This window comes from Gloeobacter kilaueensis JS1, from assembly GCF_000484535.1.
Taxonomy (GTDB): Bacteria; Cyanobacteriota; Cyanobacteriia; order Gloeobacterales; family Gloeobacteraceae; genus Gloeobacter; species Gloeobacter kilaueensis.
On the sequence record NC_022600.1, the window covers coordinates 1,038,927 to 1,060,468 of the forward strand.

21 protein-coding genes, 2 tRNA genes and 1 pseudogene are annotated in these 21,542 nt (G+C 61.7%); 15 read left to right on the forward strand and 9 right to left on the reverse strand.

Going from position 1 to position 21,542, the window contains the following annotated elements; all coding sequences use genetic code 11:
• Genes GKIL_RS04885 through GKIL_RS04895 form a run of 3 tightly spaced genes read right to left on the reverse strand, consistent with a single transcriptional unit; the run spans position 1 to position 2,503 of the window.
• A complete protein-coding gene (locus GKIL_RS04885) occupies positions 1-468 on the reverse strand; it encodes a hypothetical protein (RefSeq protein ID WP_023172316.1) in 468 nt (155 codons plus the stop codon).
• On the reverse strand, positions 465-1,766 hold the full coding sequence (locus tag GKIL_RS04890) for a DNA polymerase III subunits gamma and tau (protein ID WP_023172317.1): 1,302 nt from the start codon (positions 1,764-1,766) through the stop codon (positions 465-467). The genes GKIL_RS04885 and GKIL_RS04890 overlap by 4 nt, the downstream gene beginning before the upstream one ends.
• Positions 1,767-1,780: 14 nt before the next feature.
• Positions 1,781-2,503 (reverse strand): hypothetical protein, encoded by a 723-nt coding sequence (locus GKIL_RS04895; RefSeq protein WP_023172318.1) that lies wholly within the window; start codon positions 2,501-2,503, stop codon positions 1,781-1,783.
• A gap of 158 nt (positions 2,504-2,661) precedes the next feature.
• Between GKIL_RS04895 and GKIL_RS04900 the strand changes: the two genes are divergently transcribed.
• Positions 2,662-2,733, forward strand: a tRNA-Asn gene (locus GKIL_RS04900).
• 63 nt (positions 2,734-2,796) lie between these two features.
• Positions 2,797-2,997 (forward strand): annotated as a pseudogene (locus tag GKIL_RS25830) (PIN domain-containing protein); the annotation flags it as partial.
• A gap of 58 nt (positions 2,998-3,055) precedes the next feature.
• Here the strand turns inward: GKIL_RS25830 and GKIL_RS24555 are convergent.
• On the reverse strand, positions 3,056-3,661 hold the full coding sequence (locus tag GKIL_RS24555) for a hypothetical protein (protein ID WP_023172319.1): 606 nt from the start codon (positions 3,659-3,661) through the stop codon (positions 3,056-3,058).
• Positions 3,662-4,395: 734 nt separating this feature from the next.
• On the opposite strand from GKIL_RS24555, the gene GKIL_RS04910 reads away from it, so the two are divergent.
• The 6 genes from GKIL_RS04910 to GKIL_RS04930 all read left to right on the forward strand — a co-directional run bounded on the left by GKIL_RS04910 (position 4,396) and on the right by GKIL_RS04930 (position 10,800).
• Positions 4,396-6,711 (forward strand): ATP-binding protein, encoded by a 2,316-nt coding sequence (locus GKIL_RS04910; protein WP_023172320.1) that lies wholly within the window; start codon positions 4,396-4,398, stop codon positions 6,709-6,711.
• Positions 6,692-7,381 carry a response regulator gene (locus GKIL_RS04915; RefSeq protein WP_023172321.1) on the forward strand — a complete coding sequence of 230 codons (690 nt, stop codon included), beginning with the start codon at positions 6,692-6,694 and terminating at the stop codon, positions 7,379-7,381. The genes GKIL_RS04910 and GKIL_RS04915 overlap by 20 nt, the downstream gene beginning before the upstream one ends.
• Positions 7,382-7,413: 32 nt before the next feature.
• Positions 7,414-7,641 (forward strand): hypothetical protein, encoded by a 228-nt coding sequence (locus GKIL_RS24560; protein WP_023172322.1) that lies wholly within the window; start codon positions 7,414-7,416, stop codon positions 7,639-7,641.
• A 128-nt stretch (positions 7,642-7,769) separates the two neighbouring features.
• Complete coding sequence (locus GKIL_RS04920) at positions 7,770-8,903, forward strand: radical SAM protein (protein WP_245595928.1); 1,134 nt, start codon at positions 7,770-7,772, stop codon at positions 8,901-8,903.
• 237 nt (positions 8,904-9,140) lie between these two features.
• Positions 9,141-10,061 carry a S1C family serine protease gene (locus GKIL_RS04925; RefSeq protein ID WP_023172324.1) on the forward strand — a complete coding sequence of 307 codons (921 nt, stop codon included), beginning with the start codon at positions 9,141-9,143 and terminating at the stop codon, positions 10,059-10,061.
• Between the two features lie 76 nt (positions 10,062-10,137).
• Entirely contained in the window at positions 10,138-10,800 is a 663-nt protein-coding gene (locus GKIL_RS04930) for a response regulator transcription factor (protein WP_023172325.1), read from the forward strand.
• On the opposite strand, the gene GKIL_RS04935 is transcribed toward GKIL_RS04930, so the two are convergent.
• On the reverse strand, positions 10,797-11,216 hold the full coding sequence (locus tag GKIL_RS04935; RefSeq protein WP_023172327.1) for a GNAT family N-acetyltransferase: 420 nt from the start codon (positions 11,214-11,216) through the stop codon (positions 10,797-10,799). The two genes, GKIL_RS04930 and GKIL_RS04935, sit on opposite strands and share 4 nt — an antisense overlap.
• Before the next feature lie 218 nt (positions 11,217-11,434).
• Here GKIL_RS04935 and GKIL_RS04940 point away from each other — a divergent pair, with 218 nt between their 5' ends.
• The 3 genes from GKIL_RS04940 to GKIL_RS04950 all read left to right on the forward strand — a co-directional run bounded on the left by GKIL_RS04940 (position 11,435) and on the right by GKIL_RS04950 (position 13,642).
• Positions 11,435-12,193 carry a ZIP family metal transporter gene (locus tag GKIL_RS04940; protein ID WP_338029147.1) on the forward strand — a complete coding sequence of 253 codons (759 nt, stop codon included), beginning with the start codon at positions 11,435-11,437 and terminating at the stop codon, positions 12,191-12,193.
• A gap of 13 nt (positions 12,194-12,206) precedes the next feature.
• Entirely contained in the window at positions 12,207-13,055 is an 849-nt protein-coding gene (locus GKIL_RS04945; protein ID WP_023172329.1) for a hypothetical protein, read from the forward strand.
• 89 nt (positions 13,056-13,144) lie between these two features.
• Complete coding sequence (locus GKIL_RS04950; RefSeq protein WP_041243732.1) at positions 13,145-13,642, forward strand: hypothetical protein; 498 nt, start codon at positions 13,145-13,147, stop codon at positions 13,640-13,642.
• 9 nt (positions 13,643-13,651) lie between these two features.
• Here GKIL_RS04950 and purH read toward each other — a convergent pair whose 3' ends face one another.
• Positions 13,652-15,172, reverse strand: a complete 1,521-nt coding sequence (gene purH, locus GKIL_RS04955) for a bifunctional phosphoribosylaminoimidazolecarboxamide formyltransferase/IMP cyclohydrolase (RefSeq protein WP_187293919.1) — start codon at positions 15,170-15,172, stop codon at positions 13,652-13,654.
• A 98-nt stretch (positions 15,173-15,270) separates the two neighbouring features.
• Here purH and GKIL_RS25205 point away from each other — a divergent pair, with 98 nt between their 5' ends.
• Together GKIL_RS25205 and GKIL_RS04960 are read left to right on the forward strand one after the other, a co-directional pair.
• A complete protein-coding gene (locus GKIL_RS25205; RefSeq protein ID WP_023172332.1) occupies positions 15,271-15,444 on the forward strand; it encodes a hypothetical protein in 174 nt (57 codons plus the stop codon).
• The gene (locus GKIL_RS04960; RefSeq protein WP_023172333.1) at positions 15,441-16,487 is read left to right on the forward strand and encodes a DUF3326 domain-containing protein; all 1,047 of its coding nucleotides are present in this window, start codon (positions 15,441-15,443) and stop codon (positions 16,485-16,487) included. The genes GKIL_RS25205 and GKIL_RS04960 overlap by 4 nt, the downstream gene beginning before the upstream one ends.
• 6 nt (positions 16,488-16,493) lie before the next feature.
• Here the strand turns inward: GKIL_RS04960 and GKIL_RS04965 are convergent, their stop codons facing one another.
• From GKIL_RS04965 to GKIL_RS04975, 3 genes are read right to left on the reverse strand one after another with little or no spacing between them, the layout of a single operon-like run.
• Complete coding sequence (locus GKIL_RS04965) at positions 16,494-16,610, reverse strand: photosystem II reaction center protein I (RefSeq protein WP_023172334.1); 117 nt, start codon at positions 16,608-16,610, stop codon at positions 16,494-16,496.
• Between the two features lie 46 nt (positions 16,611-16,656).
• Entirely contained in the window at positions 16,657-17,553 is an 897-nt protein-coding gene (locus GKIL_RS04970; protein WP_023172335.1) for an SDR family oxidoreductase, read from the reverse strand.
• Positions 17,554-17,571: 18 nt separating this feature from the next.
• Complete coding sequence (locus tag GKIL_RS04975; protein ID WP_041243733.1) at positions 17,572-18,207, reverse strand: TetR/AcrR family transcriptional regulator; 636 nt, start codon at positions 18,205-18,207, stop codon at positions 17,572-17,574.
• A gap of 152 nt (positions 18,208-18,359) precedes the next feature.
• Between GKIL_RS04975 and GKIL_RS04980 the strand changes: the two genes are divergently transcribed.
• Positions 18,360-20,738: an endonuclease MutS2 gene (locus tag GKIL_RS04980; protein ID WP_023172337.1), complete on the forward strand. Its 2,379-nt coding sequence runs from the start codon at positions 18,360-18,362 to the stop codon at positions 20,736-20,738.
• Between the two features lie 54 nt (positions 20,739-20,792).
• Positions 20,793-20,864: transfer RNA gene (locus GKIL_RS04985), tRNA-Thr, on the forward strand.
• Positions 20,865-21,542 lie beyond the last annotated feature (678 nt).

Below are 21,542 nucleotides of genomic sequence, written 5' to 3' on the forward strand. Positions count from 1 at the left end.
TCAGTGCAGGGCAGTGGGTGCGGTGGGCGGTTGGGAGGCAGGTAAGATTTCGAGGCCGTGGTAGCGCACTTCGTCGGTGCGCGGGTTAACCCGGTCCTGAAAGCGGATGGCAAAGTGCAGCAGGTTCATCCGGCCCTGGCTGTCGCTGGTGAGAATCTTGAGGGTAGTCCAGGTGCGGTTGCTGGGCAGCAGCGTCGGCAAATTGACCAGCCTAAGGCTCAAGATCTGGCCGGTGCGGTCGGTGCGGGCCACCACCCGCGACGGATCTTCTACCCACCAGTCGCTGATTTTTTCACCCGTAGCAAGCAGGCTGATGTCAAAACCCACCCCCCGGTAGAGGTCGATGACGAAGACGGGCCTGCCGCCAGTACCAGTGGCGGTCTGCTGATCGATGCGGGCGATGATAGAAGCACCTGCGCTGCCCGCCAGCCAGAACACCAGTGCCCAGGCGGCAGCCAGAGCCCTCACAGCCGCACCTCCCGAACAAAGAGCAGTTCGACCGCCGTACCGCCGGGGATGAGCCAGAGACCGGGCCGATCGAGCACCTGCTGTACTGCCTGCTGGTTGCGCGAGCGGATCACCCGCCCCAATTCGCCAAAAAGACCACTGCCGAGGGCGGCAAGTGGGTTGGGGCGGCCAAAGGTGGTGGTGGTCGAGATGCCGCCAAAGCCGCTGCTCTGCGTGCTGCTGCTGGCCCGGTTGAGGATGGCCAGTCCCTCTTCCGCGCCTTTAAGCAGGGCTTGACCGGCGTCGAGCCCGGCCACCTCGCCGCCCCGGTCCTGGCGATTGGCGACGAGGGGCAGGCCGCCCACCGCCCGGATACTCACCCCCTGCAGGGGCACCTCCCGGTTGCTGCTGCGCAGAGCCACCGCCACGAGCGATACCAGGCCGTTGGCTGTGATGCGCTGCACCTGGGCAAGGATGCGCGTACCGACCGGCAGTACCGGCTCGCCCGCCTCGGTGAGCACCGGCTCAGTGAGCACGACCACGTAGCGCTCGTCGTCAGTAGCCGCATTCGTCGCCTGGGTCGTCTGCTCGCGCAGGATGGGCCGCTCCAGCACGCCGACGGCCAGGGTAGTGGCGGCGATCGCGCCTGTGGTGGCGGAGGCGGATAGCCGCTGCTCAGCCGCTCCTTCGAGGTCCGGATCGAGGCTGGTGGCCTGGGGCTGAAGGACAGGCCGTGCGGGGGCTGTGGCACTTCCGCCTGCTATTGCCGGCGGAGAGAGCACGGGGGTATTGCTGCGGGTCGGCTGGGCCTGGGGCTGATCCTGGCTGGAGCCAAGGTAGGCGAGCCGGACTGGATTGCCCGATGGCGATGGGGCCACAGGCGGTAGCAGGCGCGGGGCAAAGCTCATCTGGGCCGGTGGCGGTGGGGGCGGGAGGACCGTCCGCTCCGCCTGGGCAGTCAGAACACGCGGCCTGCTCGTCGCCGGGGGAGGTGCCTGGCGCTTTTTGTCCCCCTGCAATCGTTCGAGCATCTGGCGCTGGTCGGCGAGGGCCACCTCCGCCCGCAGCCGCTCCAACTCACCGCCGCCGGCAGGAACTGCCGGTGGTGGTGTCGCCGCCGGCTGTGCCCGCGCTGGAGAGGAGCCCGTCCGGGCAGCGCTCTGAAAAAACAGGCCGTTGAGCACCCCGCCGATGCCCAGGGCCGGCAGCAGGGTGATCACTCCGACAATCGCCACCTTGCGGCCCGGCGTCAGCCAGCTGAGCAGTTGTTCGCGCCGGTCGGCGGACTCGAGTTTCTCGAATTCTTCTAGCTGCGACATGACAGATCACTCCTTCAAGAAGGGCTATTGGGCTCCAGTGAGCGCATCGCCACGATCTCCAGACCACTGGCGCGGATGCGGGCCACGGCCTGCTCCAGAGGTGTTTGTAAAAGACCCTCCACCGGCAGGGGCGCATCGATGGCCCGCACGGTGATTTGCTTGTTGAAGGGAATCGGTTCACCTTCGACGCGCTCGGGGCTGTAGACCACCTGGGCACCGACGACATTCACCGTCCAGGTGTAGGGCTGGCCCGCTACCGGCTGGGGCTGGCCGATCAAACTGGCATTGAAGATGACCTGGCTGTTGCGGCCTGAAACAACGCGGGAACTGAGGGCTGCCAATTGGCGCAACAGTTCGGAGCGCAGATCCTCGCTCAGGCAAAAACCGGCCTGATAGACGCTGCTCGGGAGCCGCGCCCGGTTACTGAGCACGATACCCGGATCGCGGCTGGCGCTCTGTCCCGGCAGCGACGCCGCTATCGTGTAGCGCCAGGTGAAGAGCATCTGCACCGATTCACCCACAAAGCGGCGAATCACCTCTGGCTCCCGCTCATAGTGCGCCTGCGCTGTTACGGCGATGCTGCGCCCATCGCTCAACTGCACCAGGCTCGGCAGGGGCCGGTGCGCCAGAATCTGCAATTGAACAGTATTCCAGATTGTCAAACAGCTGAGCAAAAAGCCGATGACCACTGCCACCAGTACAAAACTGCCCAAAAGTCCATTGCCGCTCGTCTTCAAGGCTGTCCGCCACTCGACAGGGGCAGCTTAACGCAACCGTTGTTTTTCCCAAAAATGGGAGACAAAAAACCGGTACAACGGTGTCCGGCGACGGACGGGAACACGGCGAGCAGACCCTTGCCGTTCTCTTTGTGCAGAGGTTAAAGTTAAAGACGCATTCCTCGGTAGCTCAGCGGTAGAGCAGCCGACTGTTAATCGGCTGGTCGCTGGTTCGAATCCAGCCCGGGGAGCTACTTCGATACAAAACTGCGAGATTTGGCGTTCGCAGTCTGCACTCCAGATGCCTCTCAGGTCTTTTCGCTGGTCGCGTGCTGCCGTTCGACGAAAGGTCGGCTCTCGCGTGGACCCGACTGATGGCGGACGGAAAAGCGCGCGGGAGACCGCGCAGTGTACTCGACACGATTATCGCGGCGGTCGCCGAAGCCAACGAATGCGTCGTCGTTACCGACAACGAAAAGGACTTTGAGGGCGTCGAGACACTCAATCCACTTCGGCCCCGTATGGAATGCAGGAGCTATCTGAAACTGCAGGCGCGGGTTTTACAAACGCCCGTTAATTTGGTTTGTCCGTCTGGGCATCGCTTACGGCGTTGTCGAGGACACCGGCCAGAGTTGCGACTACTTCCTGAACCTGAGACCAGCGCTGCTGTTCGGGATGATCGGGGTCTTTGCCGGTCAGTTCGCGCGTTCCGAGGGTCTCGATGATTGCTTTGAGCTGTTCCTGGTGGGCCCGGTTCTCGAAGTTGACCGCGTGCAGGGGGGCGACCGCCGCCGCTAGATCCCCCGCCGCCACCTGAGCAGCCCGGCACACCAGGGTGCCGTTCATCACCTGTTCTTGCTTGAGCAGGGCGTAGCGCACGACCCGCTCGTGAAGGACACCCTCGGAGTCGCTGATGAGCCGGTTCGATTCCTGGAGGGTTCTAATCGTGGTGGCGCTGGGTTCCGCCTTCAGTTCAAGCCTGGCAGCGACCGCGTCCAGAGTCCCGGCGTTTTTTTGATCGTCTCGAAAGATTTTGCCCAGGCGCTCGCAAATTTCTGGATCAGCGCAGTCGGACAACAGGCGCTGTCCATCGTCGATGAGCGAATTTTGTAAAGCTTTCATGTCCGCCAGCTTGGCCGCAATGGCGGAGCGGTCCTTATCCTCTGTGTGCGGTTGCATCTCACCTGCTCCTCTACGCCTGCTTGCTGATCTATTGTTGGAACTACATCTGTGTGTATCCATCTCTCCCCAGACGGATGTCCTGGCCGAAACGTGCTTTTGTCCTGCATTTCTATCAAAAGGCAGGCAGATACTACCGGTGCTGACTCCAGAGCTTATCTAGACTCAGGTGCTATTTACCGTGCCCTGGCCGCCGTGATACGGTTTCACAGGAGTCCAGAAGGTTGCGGAGCAGATGTCTTCATCTTGCTTTGCACGCCAGCTGCACTCTACCGACTACTCTGTCTGTCCCTCCCCCCGAGCCGTCTGCTGCGTCCACACCCAGGGATGCGCTTAAAGAACAAGTACAGCTAAGCATCAGCTACGTCTATCTGTTATAAGCTGCAGGCGGGTCTGGATTTCCAGTCCTGCTCGCAGGCTTTTGGGCTGTCTGCCGTCCCATGCTCCCCGATCCCGGCAGACGCAAGCCTGGGCTTTGACCACGTCTAGAATTGGGCGACAAGGCTTTCACAGCATCTTCATAGTGAGCCGGAGTGGAGATGTTATGTTGGCTGCTAGATATATTGCTTGTCCTGATCGATGCCCACCGCCTTTTTCGCCGGCCTTACCAGTCTGTCTGTTCATTTCAGACAGTCAGGCAGCCAGTTGGCTGGTTGCTGGCGGCAAGAAGGCAGGCAGGTGGTGGATTGCCTGCTATTCCGCTGTGAAATCCCCCCCACTGTCGGTGCGCGTCCATGAAGCTTTCTTTGCCGCTGTTGGCCTGGAAGAAGGGGGCTCAGCCGATCAGCGACAACCCCATGCCATTTTTGTCCAGCCGGTTGACCCTGATGCTGATGGTGGCTGTCGTCGTCATCGGTATAGCAGCAATTCAGCTCAGTGTCACCGACGTGCGCCGCAAATTGTTGGTCACAGAACAGTACATGATGGAAGGCGATCTCATTCAGTTTGAGACCGTCCTGGCTGCCAAACAAAAAGAAATTGAAAACGGTTTACAGCACGCTTATCTGCGCTTCAAAAAAGAAGGAATCCACACCGATAACTTAAAGGAACTGGTCGTCGCGAGCCACCTCAACTTTATTTCGATCCTCGACGATCAAGACCGGATCGTCGGCGGTGCCAGCCGCATTCTCCGCCGCAGCGAAGGACTTTCAAAAAACGCCGATCTATTCGGTCATCCGGTCAGCAGACCGGACAAATGGCTGCCGACCTACAGGACGCCTGTTCCCTTCGCCTTGCTCGACTACGAGCCGAGCGCCGTTCAACGCGGTGCCCAACTGCGGATGGGTCTGTTGCAGGACGCGCACCTGAACCAGGCCGGAGCGCTCAGCAATTTCGAGCTGCTCGATTGGCGCGAGATGGCGATTTTGGGCATCGACAGGCAGGCAGGATACTTTCAGCCAAAAGCGGCGCTTCGATCACAAGTCGGGCTTGCGATCGTCGCTATTCAGCCTCTGGTGCGCTCGGGCAAAACCTACCGGATCGTCGCCGGCTATCTCATCAACAACAATCCCGAGCTGGTCGATCAGATTTGTTATCTGACGGGCAAACCAGCGATTTCGATCGCCGCCGGTGGCTACCGGATCAGCACCACCCTCGCTGCTAGAGGTGGCTGGGTGCGGTTGCTGGGCCAGAAGATGCCGGGTGCGATCGTGCGCGCCACTCTGGAGCAGGCCGGTCCCTACTGGGGGGTCGAGGAGATTGCCGGAGGCCGTTATGCCTTTGGTGCCGTTCCACTCTACGATCACAGGCTCAAATCCCCGCGCATCGAGGCAGCACCGATCGGTATGCTCGAAATTGGTGTGCCGATGGCCGAGGCGGTCGAAAGCCGGATCAAGCTGAGCACCGACAATATCTACCAGATCGGCGCGCTGGGCCTGGTAACAGTGGTGGTCTTCGGCGGTGCGGTCTTCTATATGATTCGCCGGGGTGAACTGAATAACTGCGACCTGCACCAGTCCAAGGACCTGATCTTGGAGTCGGCGGCAAACGGTATCCTGGGCTTTAACCAGCGGGGCCAGTGTACCTTTGCCAACTCGGCAGCCCTTGAGCTGTTGCGCTGGACAGCCGAAGAATGCATTCTGCAAAAAGATATTCACAGCGTGCTGTCGCTACTGTACTGGAGCGACGAAAAGATCGGCTGCCAGATCGAGCAATTCGACCTCGGGAACACCACCCAGCCCAACTGTTCGTTTACGCGCGGCGATGCCTGGCTACTGAGAGCGGGCGGCAAATCGGTGCCGGTCGAGGTGAAGTTGACCAGAGCCAGCCATCCGAGTAGCCAGGTCAGCCTGGTGCTCACCCTCACCAACCTCGAAGAGCGGCAGCGCGCCGAAAAACAGGGCCGTCTGGCAGCGGTACTGGGCGAGCGCAACCGGATGGCGAGCGAAATTCACGACAATCTGGCCAACATCTTCGCTGGCCTGATGTTGCAGATCAAGTCGATCTTAAGCGCCCTCCAAAAGCCCACGATCGCCGAGGAGCAACGGCGATTAATTAGCGTCGCGACCTTGATTCAAAACACGGCTCAGTACGGCCTGCAGGAGATGCGGCGCTCGCTGTGGCTACTTCGGCCCGACGCCGTTGGTTACTCGGACTTGAGCACCAGTCTGCAGCAGTGCATTGAGCGGTTGTCCGTCGATCAAAGCTTCCACGTCGAATTTCATTGCAGCGGCACCCCTTACTGCCTCGACGATGCCGTTGAAAAAGAACTGCAACTGCTTGGCCAGGAAGCGCTGACCAATGCCTGCAAGCACGCCGCCGCTCAGCGCATTTCGGTCTCGCTCACTTTTGAACCGGACCAGTTGACGATGCGCATTCAAGATGATGGTTGCGGCTTTGATCTCAAAGGCTACAACCATCGACAGCACAGTCCCCAAACCCAGGATGATGTTCACTTTGGTCTGTTCAGTATGTTCAGACGAGCAGAAGAAATCGGTGGGCAACTTGTGATCGACACCGCCGTGGGCCAGGGGACCACGATTACCGTTTGCCTGCCGATAGCGGCATGTGAAGAAACCAGAGGAGTCCTCGATGGAAGCGAATCTTACTAACAGTGCCCCGATCCGGATCATGACCGCCGACGATCAGCCTGTCGTCCGCGCCGGTCTGGTCTGGATGCTCGAACAGGCTCCCGATATGGCAGTCGTCGCCCAGGCGAGCAATGGCCGCGAAGCTTTTGATCTGGCGATGACCCACCGGCCCGATGTGATCTTGATGGACCTGCGGATGCCGGTACTGAGTGGTGTCGATACGATTAAATTAATTCGCAAGCACTGGCCAGAGGCGCGGATCATCATTCTCACCATCTTTGAAGGCAACGACGACTGCATCCGGGGCAAACAGGCCGGGGCGGTCGGCTATCTGCTCAAGGATGCCCCCCAGGAAGAACTGTGGGGAGCGATCCGGGCTGTTCATCAGGGACTGGAGCATATTTCTCCCAAGATTGCCGCCAAGCTCGTCAGCAACGAAGAGACCGGCGAGCTGACAGCGCGAGAAAAAGAAGTTCTGCGCCTGGTGATTGCAGGCAAGAGCAATCAGCAGATTGCGGAGGAACTCAATATTTCTGTGGCAACGGTCAAATTGCACACCGGCACTGCGTATCGCAAGTTGGGCATCAGCGGCGAGAACAAGCGCCTGCAGGCGGCCAACAAAATTCGTCACCTCAATCTTTTTGATCAGCACGAAGTCTTCCAGAATCCCCATTCCGCAATCACCAACTGAGTTTCCCGTATCCGACCCCGAAGGAGCAAATCATGTCCACGCGTGAAAGTCGATCTTCCCTCGTTCACACGGCCATCTTGTGTGCGATGCTCGCTGTCACCCTTCCCCACCTGCCCCAGCACAATTCGTTGTTGCAGAATCTACTGGTTGAACCGGACCCGAGCGATCCCGATCCGATTCCTGAACCTGGTTTCAATCGCGGTCCCTACAGGCCGCCCCAGCTGCAGTTGCATGTCCCTTCAGCCAGCGTACCTGTTTAACTTGAAACACTGACGGTAGTCTCCCCCAACCTCGGCTCGTTGAGGTTTCTCTGGCTGCCTCAGGCAGTCAGTCGCCAGAGGTTTTTATGATTAATCAGTTCATCTTGAAGGTTGCCTCGCGTTGCAACATGCGGTGCAAATATTGTTATGTTTACGAACATCAAGACCAGTCCTGGCGCGATCAGCCGGCTTTGATGTCCGAGACGGTGATGCGCATGGCGGCCCAACGCATCGCCGAACACTGGCAGGGATCTGAGGAGCGTCTGCCGGTGCGGCTCGTGCTGCACGGAGGCGAGCCTTTGTTGTTGGGCAAAGCTAAAATGCGTCGCCTGATTACTATCTTTCGCGAGGTGTTCGATCCACTCGGTATCAACTACACATTCTTGATGCAGTCGAACGGCTTGCTGTTCGATCCGGAGTGGGTCGAACTGTTGCACGAGCTGCGGGTAGGCGTCGGCATCAGTCTGGATGGGCCACGAGCCTTTCACGATCGGCACCGGCTCGATGTGCAGGGTATGGGTACGCACCGGCGCGTCACCGACACCATCGAGCTGTTGCAGGGCACTGCTGCCGGGCAGGCTATCTTTGGCGGCACGATCAGTGTCCTCAACCGCGACTGCCCGCCGGAGGAACTGTACGCCTTTTTGCGAGGACTGGGACTGCAAAAGCTCGGCTTTTTGCTGCCCGATCACAACTTCGAGCATCCGCCAGCCGGCTGGCGGGGTCCAGAGCAGCCGACGGGGTTCGGAGAATACCTGATTCGACTTTTTGACTGCTGGATTCAAGAAGCCGATCCGCAGGTAAGCATCGGTTTTTTTGAGATGCCGATGCGGCTTTTGCGCGGATCGTCCCTGCGCTGGGGCGACGAGTACTGGGGACTTACTCCGGCGATGCTCGCGGTGATCGAAACCGACGGTTCGATCGAGCCGGTGGACTACCTCAAAGTCTGTGCGGCGGGAATTACCAAGACCAGCTTGAACGTCGCCACCGATCCGATCGCGGCCCTGCTCGCCACCTCGATCCTGCAGCCGCTCGTCGAGCGCGAAGCGCACCTGGCCCCTGTCTGCCAGAGCTGTCGCCTCAAATCGGTCTGCGGCGGTGGTCTGCTTGCCCATCGCTACCACCAGGGCCACTTCAGCAACCCGAGTGTCTACTGCCACGACATTCAGCAACTGCTCGATCACATGGCAGCGACAATTACCCTCTTCGAGTTGGCGGCAAGCTGGCAAAAAAAAGCGGACGCCGTTTCCATCGTCAATTAGGCTGGCGGTTCAAAACCTATAATCTCGTGCAGCCGTGCCTGTCTGGGCCGCCTGCTCCCTTGGGTTATCCCAGGGGCGCGGCGGGAGATCTGCACGTTTTGGTTTTTTTACGGGCGGGCCTAACCGTTTTTCCGGGTAGGCGCTAGCTGATTCGCCGATGGTCTTCGCCCCTGGGGTACGACATGCTTGGAGGACAGGACAGATAGCCTGTCTTTCCCATTCGGAGTACCGATTGTTATGACTGCTTCGAGCACCCTATCCAGTATTTCCAGCGAACTGGCTGCCACCGTCGAGCGGGCCAGTCCAGCGGTCGTGGCCGTCAATGCCCGAACGCGGATTGCCGCGAGTGGCATCCACTGGCGCGAGGGGATCGTCGTCACCGCCGAGCACACCCTCAAGCGCGACGAAGAAATTACCGTCAGTTTCGCAGATGGCCGTAGCGGCTCGGCCACCCTCGTTGGCCGCGATCCCGGCAGCGATCTGGCCGTCTTGCGGGTCGCCGATCTGCCGGAGGCGACTACACCCTTCGCTGCCGCCGACAGCCTCAAAGTTGGCCATCTGGTACTCGCCATCGCCCGCCCCGGCGAGGGTGGTCCGAGTGCCAGCCTGGGCACCGTCAGCACGATCAGTGGTCCCTGGCGCACCTGGCGCGGCGGGCAGATCGACAGGCTCATCCGCCTTGACCTCAACTTTTATCCTGGCTTCTCCGGCGGTGCCCTCGTCGATACTGCCGGGCAGATCGTGGGCCTTACCACTGCCGGTCTATCGCGCAGCGCTGTGGTCGCCGTGCCGGTAAGCACGATCGAGCGCACCGTCGATCAACTGCTTGCCACCGGGCGCATCGCCCGTGGCTACCTGGGCATCGGTATGCAGCCGGTGCGCCTGCCGGATGCCCTCAAAGCGCAGCTGAATCTTGCGGGTAACGGCGGTGTGATCGTCGTCAACCTCGAACACGAAGGACCGGCGGAGCGCTCCGGCGTTCTCATCGGCGATGTACTCGTCGCCATCGACGGCACCACGATCGATGACACCGACGACGTGCTCGCGCTATTAAGCCCCGAACGGGTGGGCAAGAGCGTTCCGGTCCAGGCGGTGCGGGGCGGGCAACCGGTTGCACTCACCATCACGATCGGCGAGCGGCCACGGAGGGGAGGATGATCGCCTCCGGCCCGGCTCGCGCTATCTCGACGGATACCGTCCACACCAATGACCAACCGAGCTATCCGGAGGCGGCGTGATCCGGGTGCTCATCGTCGCAGCGGCGGCAGTTGTCAGGGCCGGGCTGGAGAGTGTGATCGCCGCCAGTCCAGCGCTTGCCGTCGCCGGTCGTCCGGTCAGCTTGCTGCAACTGGCCCGGCAACTGGAGGAACTGCTGCCCGACGTGGTGCTCATCGATCTTGAAAGCGAAGCCGACGAGGCGGCCCTCGCCCGCCTGCCGCTGCCGGTCTTTGAACTGGACAAACAAATAGAAGCACCGCCTCTGGTCGTGCTCGTCGAGGAAGCAACCGGCAACTGGACAGCGGAGGCGCTGCGCGCCGGGGTGCGATCGATCCTGCCGCGCACGGCGACCGCCACCGAAATCGTTGCCGCTGTCGAAGCCGCCGCTAACCGCCTCGTCACGATTCATCCCGACTTGATCGAGTCTTTGATCGCCTCGCTGCCGGAAGCCCGCTCCACCCAGGCAAGCCCCCCCGCCGATCAGCCGCTCACCCCCCGCGAAGCGGAAGTGCTGGCGATGCTCGCCGAGGGTCTGGGCAACAAGACGATCGCGAAGCGGCTCACCATCTCAGAGCACACCGTCAAATTTCACATCAGCTCGATCTTTGGCAAGCTGGGTGCCACCAGCCGCACCGAAGCTGTCACCCTGGGCGTCCGTCAGGGTCTGATCTTGCTTTAATCGCCTTCCTGGGCGATCAGGCGCTTGCAAAAATGCACCGTCCGCTCCACCTCCTGATAGCCCAGCCGCTCGTGCGCCCGCAGGCTCACCAGATTCTCGATCTCCGCGTCAGAGGCCATCTCGCTGCAGCCTTGAGCCCGCGCCCACGCTTCCGCCGCCGCCACCAGTGCCCGGCCCATACCCCGATTGCGCACGTCCGCATCGACGTACCAGCCCTCCAGATAACCGACGTTCGCGCTCTCACAACCGGGGGCTGAGGCGCGCACCGAGAGTTCTACAAAACCAGCCAATCCCCCGTTGGAGCGCGGGTAGACCAGCACCGTCATCGCCCACGGCTCGATGCCGCCTGCAAAATACCGTTCGATCTCGCGGGCGTGTTCGCCGCCCACTTCCTCCGGCCAGAGTTCTGAGCGCATCCGCAGCCATTCCGCAGCGTCCCCAGGCTGCGCAGGCCGTACCGGCGGAACGGCGAAGGGCGGGTCTGGCACTTTGAGCGCACCAATTTGATCGCCTTCTATTTTCAGGCAAATGGAGGACGCGCTTCGCAAAATGCAACTATGATGAGAATGGTTTTCAGTTTTGTTTTCGCTTAGAATAAATAGACCGCCTGGGGAGGTTGCCTGCGTTGTTCGCCGTGATTCTCAGCCTGCTGGCTCTCGCTGCCACCTTGATTGGGGGGGCAGTGGTGCTGCGCTTTCGGCAATTGCCGCCGGAGCTACTGGCTTTTAGTGCCGGGACGCTGCTTACGATTCTTGGCCTCGATCTGTTGCCTTACAGTCTGCAGGTCTGCGGTCCGCTCGCCCTGCTCGCCTGTGGGCTCAGCTACGGTGGGCTGTGGTGGTGGCAGCGCTCTGGGCGGATCGGCGGACACTCCCACGGCCCTGAAGCCCTCGAAAGCCACCCATCGACCGAATCGGCGCTGGTCGGGGCGGTGGCTTTGATCGTCCATAAGCTGCTGGACGGGGCGATCCTGGGCATCGGCTTGAGCACCGGCTCTGCCATCGCTGCGGGCATCGGTCTGGCGGTGGTGCTCCACAGTTTTTGCGACGGGATCAACACGGTCGTTCTCGTGCTGCGGGCCCGCGCCGATCGCCATCTGGCCGCACTGTTTCTTGTCACCAACGCCGTTGCACCGCTCGTTGCGGCCCTGGGCATCGGTGGCCTCCACTTTGCGCCGGCGGTACTGGGCTGGCTCATCAGCGCTGTGAGCGGCACGTTTTTGTTTATCGTCCTGCACGATCTTCTGCCGGCGGCGCTGCAATCGCAGTCCGATTTTTCGATCGCCGCCGACGGCAAGGTGGTCCTCTTCTCCAGCCGGGCTGTGAGTCTGGCCGCCGGCCTCAGTGCCGGGGTGCTCTTGACCTGGGCGTTGAATGGGCTACTGAGCCAGTAGTACAGTAGTCCTGATGAAAAGTCTGCTTTCGTTGCTGGCGGGCGTATTTTTCCTGGCTATCCAGGTTCAAGCCCAGCCCTGCCGCCCCCAGCGGGTGACTCGCTTTCCGGTGCCGCCCCTCGATGAAGCATCCGGTCTGGTGCGCGCCGGCGGCAACTTCTGGTGGACCCACAACGATTCTGGCGACGGGCCATTCTTGTACGCCATAGACGATGCCGGTAAGTTGCTGGGCAAAGTGAGCGTTGCGGGTGCCACCAACGTCGATTGGGAGGATCTGGCGGCGGGCCGCTGCCCGGACAACGGTGGCCGCTGCCTCTACATCGGCGATGTCGGCAACAACAGCCTCAAGCGCCAGGACCTGGCTATCTACGTCGTGCGCGAGCCGGCTCCGACGGCGACGAGCGCGGAAGTGCTGCTGAAGTTGCCGGTGCGCTTTACAGATAAGCCCGCCAACACCGAAGCCCTCGTCTACGACGATGAGGGACGGCAGTTGCTGCTTGTCACCAAGGACTACTCTGGCCTGGGCCGGGTGTTTACCCGCAGCCTCGATCCCCAGCAGGCCAACCTGCAACCGGTGGCGGTTTTAGACCTCAGCAAGCGCGAGATCGCAGACAACCTGATTACCGGAGCGGCCCTCAGCCCCGATGGCCGCCAGTTCATGCTGCGCACGTATCTGACGGCCTTTCGCTGGCAGCGCCAGAGCGGCGAGGACTGGCATAAACTCTTCGAGCGCCAGCCCGTGGCGATTCCCCTCGAGCGCGAGCCCCAGGGCGAGGCGATTGCCCTGCCGACGAATGGGCCGGACTTTTATACCACCAGCGAGGAGCAGCCGGTTCTGTGGCACTACGTCTGCCAGCCCTAGGTGTTCAGGGCAAACATTTCTCCTGTAGATAGATGCCGGAGCCCATGGGTCCAGGGACAATGCGGGCAGTGATGCGCTTTACTAAAACGATGAAGACTCCACTGCTTGCTGCCGGTGTTGCACTGCTCGTGCTGGGGGGAGCTGCCCAGCCGCTTCGAGTTCGGGCCGAAACCTGCACCCCCCTTGAAGTCGTCGGCGCTGAGACCGGCAATACCGAGGGTGCAAAGCTCACCCGAGGCGACACCCGCGTCAAAAAATCGATCTCACCGGCGGGCACTTTTGTGACCGCCAACAACTGGAACACCGACTTTACCGTTCCGAGCGACTCTGCCTTCAATCGCTATGTGGCGACCGTCGTGCCCGACAGCGACGGCCAGTACGATATCCGCTTCGCCCTCAAGTACAGCGACCAGACCAGCGAGAAGTTCTTTGACAGGACGGGCGTCTCCCTCGGCAAAGGCAAACGCTACAGCTACGACGCCAAGCCGCGCGGCCTCAAAGACCAGCCCTATCAGGTCAACTTCTCCTTCGGCGGCCCGGTCTCGATCGGCAAGAGCTACACCGTGACGGTCCTCGGCTGCAAGTAGCCCTGGCCCTCAGTGCAAAAAGTGGCGAAGGCCGGTAAAGACCATCGCCACGCCCAGCTCGTCGCAGGCGCGGATCGAGTCGTCGTCCCGCAGGCTGCCCCCCGGCTGGACAATCGCCCGGATACCGGCGGCGGCGGCAGTGCGCACGGTGTCGTCGAACGGGAAGAAGCCATCGCTTGCCAGCACTGCTCCTTTTGCTTTTTCGGCGGCCTGCTCAAGGGCAAGCCGGGCGGAGCCGACCCGGTTCATCTGACCGGCTCCGATGCCCAGGGTGCAGTGGCGGTGGGCGACGACGATCGCGTTGGACTTGACGTGCTTGCAGACTTTCCAGGCAAACAGCAGTTCAGCCAGTGTCTCTGGGTCGGGTTGCTGCCGGGTTACTGCCTTCCAGTCTGCGGTCGTCTGTACGGGTGGATCGGGCTGCTGGACTAAAAAACCGCCGCTGATGGGCTTGATGTCGAAGACCGGTGCGGCGCTTAGATCTGCAAGCTCCAGAAGCCGCAGATTTTTTTTTGCCGCGAGCACGGCGAGGGCTTCCGGCTCGAAGGCCGGGGCGACGATGCACTCCAGAAACGTCTGGCTCAACTGCTCGGCGGTCGCTGCGTCGCAGGGGCGGTTGAGGGCGACGATGCCACCGAAGGCGGAGACGCTGTCGGCCTCGAAGGCCCGCCGGTAAGCGTCGGATAGCGTCTGGGCGGCAGCGACGCCGCAGGGATTGGTGTGCTTGATGATCACTGCTGCCGGTGCGTCCGTAAATTCGGCCACCAGCCGCCGACTCGCCTCAAGGTCGATCAGGTTGTTGAAGCTGAGCGCCTTGCCCTGGAGGATGCGGCCCGTGCTCCAGCCGGTGGGCGTCGTTCCAGATTGGTACCAGGCTGCCGCCTGATGCGGGTTCTCGCCGTAGCGCAGAGGCTGCACCTGCTGCAGATCGAGGTGCAACCGGGCCGGGAGCACCTGAGGCGTCTGGACCGGCTGGGAGGCAAACCAGTCCGCGATTGCCCGATCGTAGCCGGCGGTGCGCTCGAAGGCGGCGGCGGCACAGGCGGTCCGAAAAGGCAGGGTGGTCACACCGCCGTTGCGCCGCAGCTCGGCGAGGCAGCTCTCGTACTGGGCCGGTGCCACCAGAACGGTGACGAAGGCGCAGTTTTTGGCGGCGGCGCGCACCATCGTTGGTCCCCCGACATCGATCTGCTCGATGCGCGGATCGTCCTCAAAAGGATAAAGGTTGACCACCACCAGATCGATAGGTTCGATCTGCTGGGCCTGCAGATCCTGGCGGTCGCTTTCTTGATCGCGGCGGGCGAGGATGCCGCCGTGGATCTTGGGATGCAGCGTCTTTACCCGCCCGCCCAGCATCTCCGGCGCGCCGGTGTAATCGCTCACCTCCCGCACCGGCACCCCCGCTTCCCCCAGGGCGCGGGCGGTGCCGCCGGAACTGACAAGCTCAAAGCGAAATTCGGCGACCAGGGCGCGGGCAAATTCGACGAGGCCCGTCTTGTTGGAGACGCTGAGCAGAGCGGTGGGCATCAAATTTCTCAAAGCGGCGGACCAGGCAATTGTGCCACAACCGTTGCAGCGGGCGGCGGGCTCGGCAATAATGACCTCACGTCGTCCGTGCGCTCTTTACTATGTGCATTCACTACATCGAAGCTGAGATCGCCGTGGACACCAGCCGCGAACTGGTGGGCCAGATCGAGCAGGCGCTGCGCCCCCAGGGCGAACCGCTCCGCTGGGCGATCGTCGAAGCCTCTGGCTCGCCGGAGGCACCGGTGCGCGTCGAGGCGGTAGTCGTCCGCGAGTGAGGCCGCTCACCGTTGTCCTGCTGGTGCCGACCGGGGTCGGAGCGGCGATTGGCGGCTACGCCGGGGACGCAATTCCTGTCGCCAGACTCCTGGCCGGGGTAGCCGACCGGCTTGTGACCCATCCGAACGTCTTAAACGGCGCGCTTTTAAGCTGGCCTCTGCCCAACGCCCTCTACGTCGAGGGCTACGCCCTCGATCGCTGGTGCCGGGGCGAGTGGGCGCTGCGGCCTGTCCACCGCAACCGCGTCGGCGTCCTGCTCGATGCCGCGTTAAGTGACAGCCAGCGCCTGCAGCACCTCCAGGCGATCGAGGCGGCCCGCTTTACCCTGGGCGTCGATATCCTGGGCCACTGCACCAGCGAAGGGGCTTTGGGCATCCTGGTTCATCCAGGTTCCACCGGCACCGCCTGGGGAACGATCGCCCATCCGGATCGGCTGTTGCGCGCCGCCGAGCGGCTGGTGGCGGCTGGCGCAGACGCAATCGCTATCGTCAGCCGCTGCCCGGAAGTGGACGACAGCGCCTATCTGGGTGGCCGGGGCGTGGACCCAATCGGAGGGGTCGAAGCGCTCGTGAGCCATCTGGTGGTGCGCCACCTGGGGCGACCGGCGGCCCACGCACCTGCCTTCGACTACGCGGCGGAACCCCAGCCGGTCCATCCGCGCGTCGCTGCCGAGGCGCTGGGACCGACGTTTTTACCCTGTGTGCTCGCCGGGCTTTCTACGGCCCCGCGCTACGTGAGGGCAGACGCCGCCCACCCGTCGGATCTGCTCCCCACGCAGGTAGATGCGATCGTCGCCCCGGTCGGTTGCTCAGGCGGTCCGGGATTGCTCGCTCTGATGGCCCAGACAACCCCGCCGGTATTGCTCGCTGTCGAAGAAAATCTCTGCCGCCTGGATGTTACCCCCGAACGGCTCGGGCTCAAGGCCCGGCGCGTGCGCTCGTATCTGGAGGCGTGCGGCTGGCTGGTCGCTCTCAAGCAGGGTGTGGCTCTGGCGGAGGGAACGGTCTGCGCAATCAAACCGGACCCGCACCAGGACTGCTGAACAAATTTAACGCTCGCCGCTGCGACCGGGGTTGCGGGCCGGGTCGCCGGAGAGAAAGCCAAAGGCAAACAAACCGACGAACAACAGCACCACGATCGTGACAACCCACTTAAGAATTTCCATTCTTGAGGATCCCGAAGTATTTCTTAAACAATAATAGAGCACCGCTTCAAATTTGGAGATATTCCCGAATGCCTTCGCTGAGGCTGGTGAGGGCAGCCGGTGGCCCCTCCGCGAACGGGTTTTGCTCGGTGATGTTGTCCTCCTGCAGCATCACGAGTTGGTCCGATGTGATCGGCAACAGCTGCGGAGCGATCGCACTGCCGATCGCGACCGCCGGTCTGACAAACGCGAGTGGAATCGAGACGAAGGGCTTGTTGACCCGCAGGTAGGCGGCGAGAATTTCGAGGATCCGCCGCAGGCTCAGCTGTTCAGGGCCGCCCAGTTCCAGCGTGCGGTTATCCAGGGTATCGCTGGTCACACAGCGGACGATGAACCGGGCCAGATCTTTTACCCATAGAGGCTGCAGGCGGTTGGTGCCGGGGCCAATTACCGGAATCACCGGCGGTGTGCGCACCAGGTCGTTGGCGAGCAGGTTGATAAATTCGTCGCCCGGACCAAAGACGACCGAGGGGCGCAGGACGATCCAGGCAAGGCCCGAGGCGCGCACCAGTTCTTCGGTAGCCCACTTGGTCTGGTGGTAGCGGGCCGGGGCGGTGGGCCGGGCCCCGATGGCTGAGATGTAGACGAATTTGCCCACGCCTGCTTTTTGGGCGGCAGCGAGCAGGTTGCGGGTGCCGTCGGTGTGAACGCGCTCGAAGGTGACGGCGGGGGGCTGCTCGCGGATGATGCCCACCAGGTGAATCACCTGTTCGACGCCCTGGGTAGCCCGCTCCAGCGCTGGCGGATCTTCCAGGCTGCCGGCCACGATCTCGACATCGAGCTTTTTGAGCGCCGCTGTGTCTGCCCCCGGACGCACCAGGGCACGCACGGGCAGGTTGCTCTCGCGCAGGGCGCGGGCGGTGTGGGAGCCGATAAAACCAGTGGCACCGGTCAGCAGAATCATGCCTTCACGATGCCACAGCTAGCAATCTTCAAGACCACTGCCGCGCAAAAAGATCGCGATCACCGTGCGCTTCCAGAGAGCAAACTGCTCGGGATCATCGAGAATTTCGGAGAAAAAGCTCTGGAGGTACTGCATCTGGGAGAAGTACGAGAAGCACAGCACCATGCTCGAAATCACCATCCGGCTCATGTCGATATCGGCGCGCAGGCGGCCCTGCTTTTGAGCTGCCTCGAAGTAGGCGACCACCTCTTCAAATGTCTGGCGGCGAAAACCGAGGTTGCTCAACTGGTTGGGCTCGCTCAGGACCTCCCAGCTGATGAGCCGCACGTAGACGCGGTGGGTGGCAAGAAAATCAAAGTAGCTGTTGAGCAGGCGCTTGAAAGTCTCCGCAGGTGAAAGATCGGCGTGCAGCAGATGGCGGCTCAGCTCGATCATCGGTTTGAGGTGCTTTTCGAGCACCGCCCGGTAGAGCCCTTCTTTGCTGTTGTAGTGGTAGTAGATCATCCGCTTGTTGATCTCAGCGGCGCGGGCGATCTCATCGACGCGGGTACCGACGAAACCGAACTTGGCAAAAAACTGCTCCGCTGTCTCCAGAATGCGCTGGGCAGAACCGCTACCAGAATTTTCAGTATTGGAATCCGTGCTATCGTTCATCGTTGCGCGCATTGCAAGCCGCAGGGCTGAGTGTCGTTGCAAACAGTGTTGCACAAAACACCGGCAGTAACGGTTGTTTTGGTGCGAAAGGCCGATTCTGGGCGGTTGGACTACGATCGAGAAGCGGACGTTGACGCAGCAAAAACGATTGAATGGCACAACTTGCAGATCTGGCGGCGGAGACGCGCGGGCTACTGGGCTGGCCCCGGCTGTGTGCGCACCTGGCTACCTTTGCCCAGACGAAGGCGGCCCGGCGCGCCTGTGAGGAGCTGTTGCCCTTTTTAAAAATAAGCGAAGCCGAGTTGTGGCTGGAGCGCACCGCCGAGGCGATCGATCTGAGCGAGACGCTGCCGGGGGGCCTCAGCTTCGAGGGCGTCCACGATATTGCCGGTGACATCGATCGCGCCGAGCGGGGGGGCATGTTGAGCGGTGAGCGGTTGCTGGCCCTCGCCTCCACCCTCGCTACTGCCCGCCGGTTGCGCCGCACGATCGACGATCGGGCTGAACGGGTACTGCAACTGGCTTTGCTCGTGGGCGATCTGCGCACCTTTCCTGAAATTGAGCAGGAGATCTACCGCTGTATCGATGACACAGGCGAGGTGGCCGACCGGGCAAGCGAAAAGCTCGGTAACCTGCGCTCCGCCCACAAGCGCCTGCGCAGCGAGATCCAGCGCGATTTGCTGCAGCTTTTGCAGCGGCGGGCCAGTGCCTTTCAAGAACAGCTCATCACCCAGCGCGGCGAGCGCTTCGTGCTGCCACTCAAAGTCACCCACCGCGACTCGGTGTCGGGCATCGTCCACGACTCCTCCGCCAGTGGCCAGACGCTCTACATCGAACCGATGGCCGTCGTCGAGACCACCAACCGCCTCATCGAAGGGATGCGCGCCGAGCAGGTCGAGGTCGAACGCATTTTGCTCGCGCTTTCTGCCCGCGTCGGTGAATCGGCCCCGGAGCTTGCTCACCTCCATCAGGTGCTCACCGAGCTGGATCTGGCCGCGACCCGCGCCCGCTACGCCCTCTGGCTTAAAGCAGTGCGCCCGAATCTGGGCGCAGATAATTGCGAGCTTGCCGGTGTGCGCCATCCGCTACTGGTCTGGCAGGAGCGCCACGAGCAGGGGGTGCCGGTGGTGCCCGTCGATCTGCCAATTCCAGGCAGCGTGCGGGCAGTGGTGATCACCGGTCCCAATACCGGCGGCAAGACCGTTACCCTCAAGACCCTGGGACTGGCGGTGCTGATGGCCCAGGCGGGACTATTCGTACCGGCCCGCGATCCGGCGGCCCTGCCCTGGTTCGATTCGATCCTCGCCGACATCGGCGACGAGCAATCGATTGAGCAAAATCTTTCGACCTTCTCGGGCCACATCCGCCGGATCGTGCGCATCTTAGAAGCGATGGACGCAGGTTCGCTGGTGCTCCTCGACGAGGTGGGTGCCGGCACCGATCCGCAAGAAGGAGCCGCCCTCGCCCGCGCCCTGCTTGTCGAACTGGCGGCGCGGGTGCGTCTGGTGCTTGCCACCACCCACTACGGCGAATTGAAGGCGCTCAAGTACACCCACGCGCACTTCGAGAACGCTTCGGTCGAATTCGATCTGGCGAGCCTCGCTCCCACCTACCGCCTGCTCTGGGGCATTCCTGGCCGCTCGAACGCCCTTACGATCGCTGCCCGCCTGGGCCTCGATCTGCAGGTTATCGACGCGGCCCAGTCGAGCCTGAGCGAGAGTGACATCGAACTCGATCAGGTGATCGCCGCCCTGCAGCGACAGGTGCAGGACCAGCAGGTGCAGGTCGATTCCGCTACTCGTCTGCGCGCCGAACTCGAGCGCCAACAGTCGGATCTGATCCGTCAGCAAGCGGCCCTCGACCAGCGCGAGGTGCAGTTGCGCGAGCGCCAGGACCGGCAGGTGGCCGAGATCGTCTCCCAGGCCCGCTCCGAAGTGGCACGGGTGATTCGCGAGTTGCAGCGCGGCAATGCCACCGCTCAGCAGGCCCAGCAGGCGAGTGCTGCCCTCCAGGACATTGCTGAAAATTACCAGAGCAAACCGCCCGAGCCGCCCGCCGCTTACCGGCCCCAGCTGGGCGATCGGGTCGAGATTCTTTCTCTAGGTCAGAGCGGGGAAGTTGTGAGCCTCCAGGACGACGGCCAGGTGGTGCGCGTGCAGGTGGGCGTGCTCAAGCTCACCGTTCCTGTAAGCCAGTTGCGTCCTCCCGGCAGCCCCCGCCCCAAGCTCCCTGCCCGTTCTCAACCTGTCGAGCCGCCCCGTCCCCCTGCCCCTGCCAACCCTGAACCCCTGGTGCGCACCGAAGCCCAGACCATCGACCTGCGCGGACGGCGCGTCGCCGAGGCGGAAGCGCTGCTGGAGCCGGAACTGAACCGCCAGCGCGGACCTCTCTGGATCATCCACGGTCACGGCACCGGCAAACTACGCGACGGCGTCCACGAAATTCTGGGGCGTCACCCGCGCGTTGCCCGCTTCGAGTTCGCTGATCGCGCCGACGGCGGCAACGGCGTCACCGTCGCCTTCTTAAAGTAGCGCCCCCTTGGCTTGGCTTACCGAAAGCGCTATAACCAAAAAGGTATCCGGTTTGCCGATGTGGCGCAGTGGTAGCGCATTCGATTCGTAATCGAACGGTCGCGAGTTCGAATCTCGCCATCGGCTTTACAAGTAGCGCCAGAAAGCTCTTTCCGGTATCACGGTGTGCAATCTGCTCCTGAGCCTTTGATTGGTACAGTAGGTTGTCACCCCAACTGGCATATAGTCTTCCTTGAAGTAAAGCCATCACTTACGGGAACCTTAAGAGCCAGGGCTTTTTCGTTCTCCGCAAGATTGGTTATGCTTAACTCGTTAACCTATCTGGCGCAGAGTCCACTCTAGAAGGGTACTCTGCACATTCTCAACTGAGAAAAAAACCTACTGACCTTATGATTTATACTGTTGATGGTGGTCTTGGTGAAGCTGCGGCTACAGCTTGGTTTCAGCAAATCGACGCTCCAGAATGAAAAAGCCCTGCCTTAAGAGCTTACATAAATTCGATGAAATTGCTTCTCTATCCTTACCTTATTTAGCAGGTACTCCTTATGTGAAGGAGAGAGCATGTATAAGCACCCCCTGTGTTATCACTAAAGAGTTGAGTATTTCTTGAACATGGGCCAAAAGCTAATTCTTCGTGTCAAACATATAAACCGACTTGCTGTACATGAGGGTTTTACTCGCAAAAGCCCAAATGCTGGAGGGGGTCGAATCGAGCATGTTCGATTGCTTGACGACAACTACAGACTTACAAATGAGACGGTTGACGTTGATGCTTCAAATCTTGAAGTCCTATCTCCCCAACCG

Bases quoted from the DNA above. Each gene is read 5' to 3' on its own strand.
- GKIL_RS04980 (WP_023172337.1), top strand. From the start codon at position 18,360: ATGGCACAACTTGCAGATCTGGCGGCGGAGACGCGCGGGCTACTGGGC.
- GKIL_RS25205 (WP_023172332.1), top strand. From the start codon at position 15,271: ATGTGCATTCACTACATCGAAGCTGAGATCGCCGTGGACACCAGCCGC.
- GKIL_RS04915 (WP_023172321.1), top strand. From the start codon at position 6,692: ATGGAAGCGAATCTTACTAACAGTGCCCCGATCCGGATCATGACCGCC.
- GKIL_RS04925 (WP_023172324.1), top strand. From the start codon at position 9,141: ATGACTGCTTCGAGCACCCTATCCAGTATTTCCAGCGAACTGGCTGCC.
- GKIL_RS04935 (WP_023172327.1), bottom strand. From the start codon at position 11,216: ATGCGCTCAGAACTCTGGCCGGAGGAAGTGGGCGGCGAACACGCCCGC.
- GKIL_RS04910 (WP_023172320.1), top strand. From the start codon at position 4,396: ATGAAGCTTTCTTTGCCGCTGTTGGCCTGGAAGAAGGGGGCTCAGCCG.
- GKIL_RS04950 (WP_041243732.1), top strand. From the start codon at position 13,145: ATGAAGACTCCACTGCTTGCTGCCGGTGTTGCACTGCTCGTGCTGGGG.
- GKIL_RS04945 (WP_023172329.1), top strand. From the start codon at position 12,207: ATGAAAAGTCTGCTTTCGTTGCTGGCGGGCGTATTTTTCCTGGCTATC.
- GKIL_RS04920 (WP_245595928.1), top strand. From the start codon at position 7,770: ATGCGGTGCAAATATTGTTATGTTTACGAACATCAAGACCAGTCCTGG.
- GKIL_RS24555 (WP_023172319.1), bottom strand. From the start codon at position 3,661: ATGCAACCGCACACAGAGGATAAGGACCGCTCCGCCATTGCGGCCAAG.
- GKIL_RS24560 (WP_023172322.1), top strand. From the start codon at position 7,414: ATGTCCACGCGTGAAAGTCGATCTTCCCTCGTTCACACGGCCATCTTG.
- GKIL_RS04965 (WP_023172334.1), bottom strand. From the start codon at position 16,610: ATGGAAATTCTTAAGTGGGTTGTCACGATCGTGGTGCTGTTGTTCGTC.
- GKIL_RS04975 (WP_041243733.1), bottom strand. From the start codon at position 18,207: ATGAACGATAGCACGGATTCCAATACTGAAAATTCTGGTAGCGGTTCT.
- GKIL_RS04970 (WP_023172335.1), bottom strand. From the start codon at position 17,553: ATGATTCTGCTGACCGGTGCCACTGGTTTTATCGGCTCCCACACCGCC.
- GKIL_RS04890 (WP_023172317.1), bottom strand. From the start codon at position 1,766: ATGTCGCAGCTAGAAGAATTCGAGAAACTCGAGTCCGCCGACCGGCGC.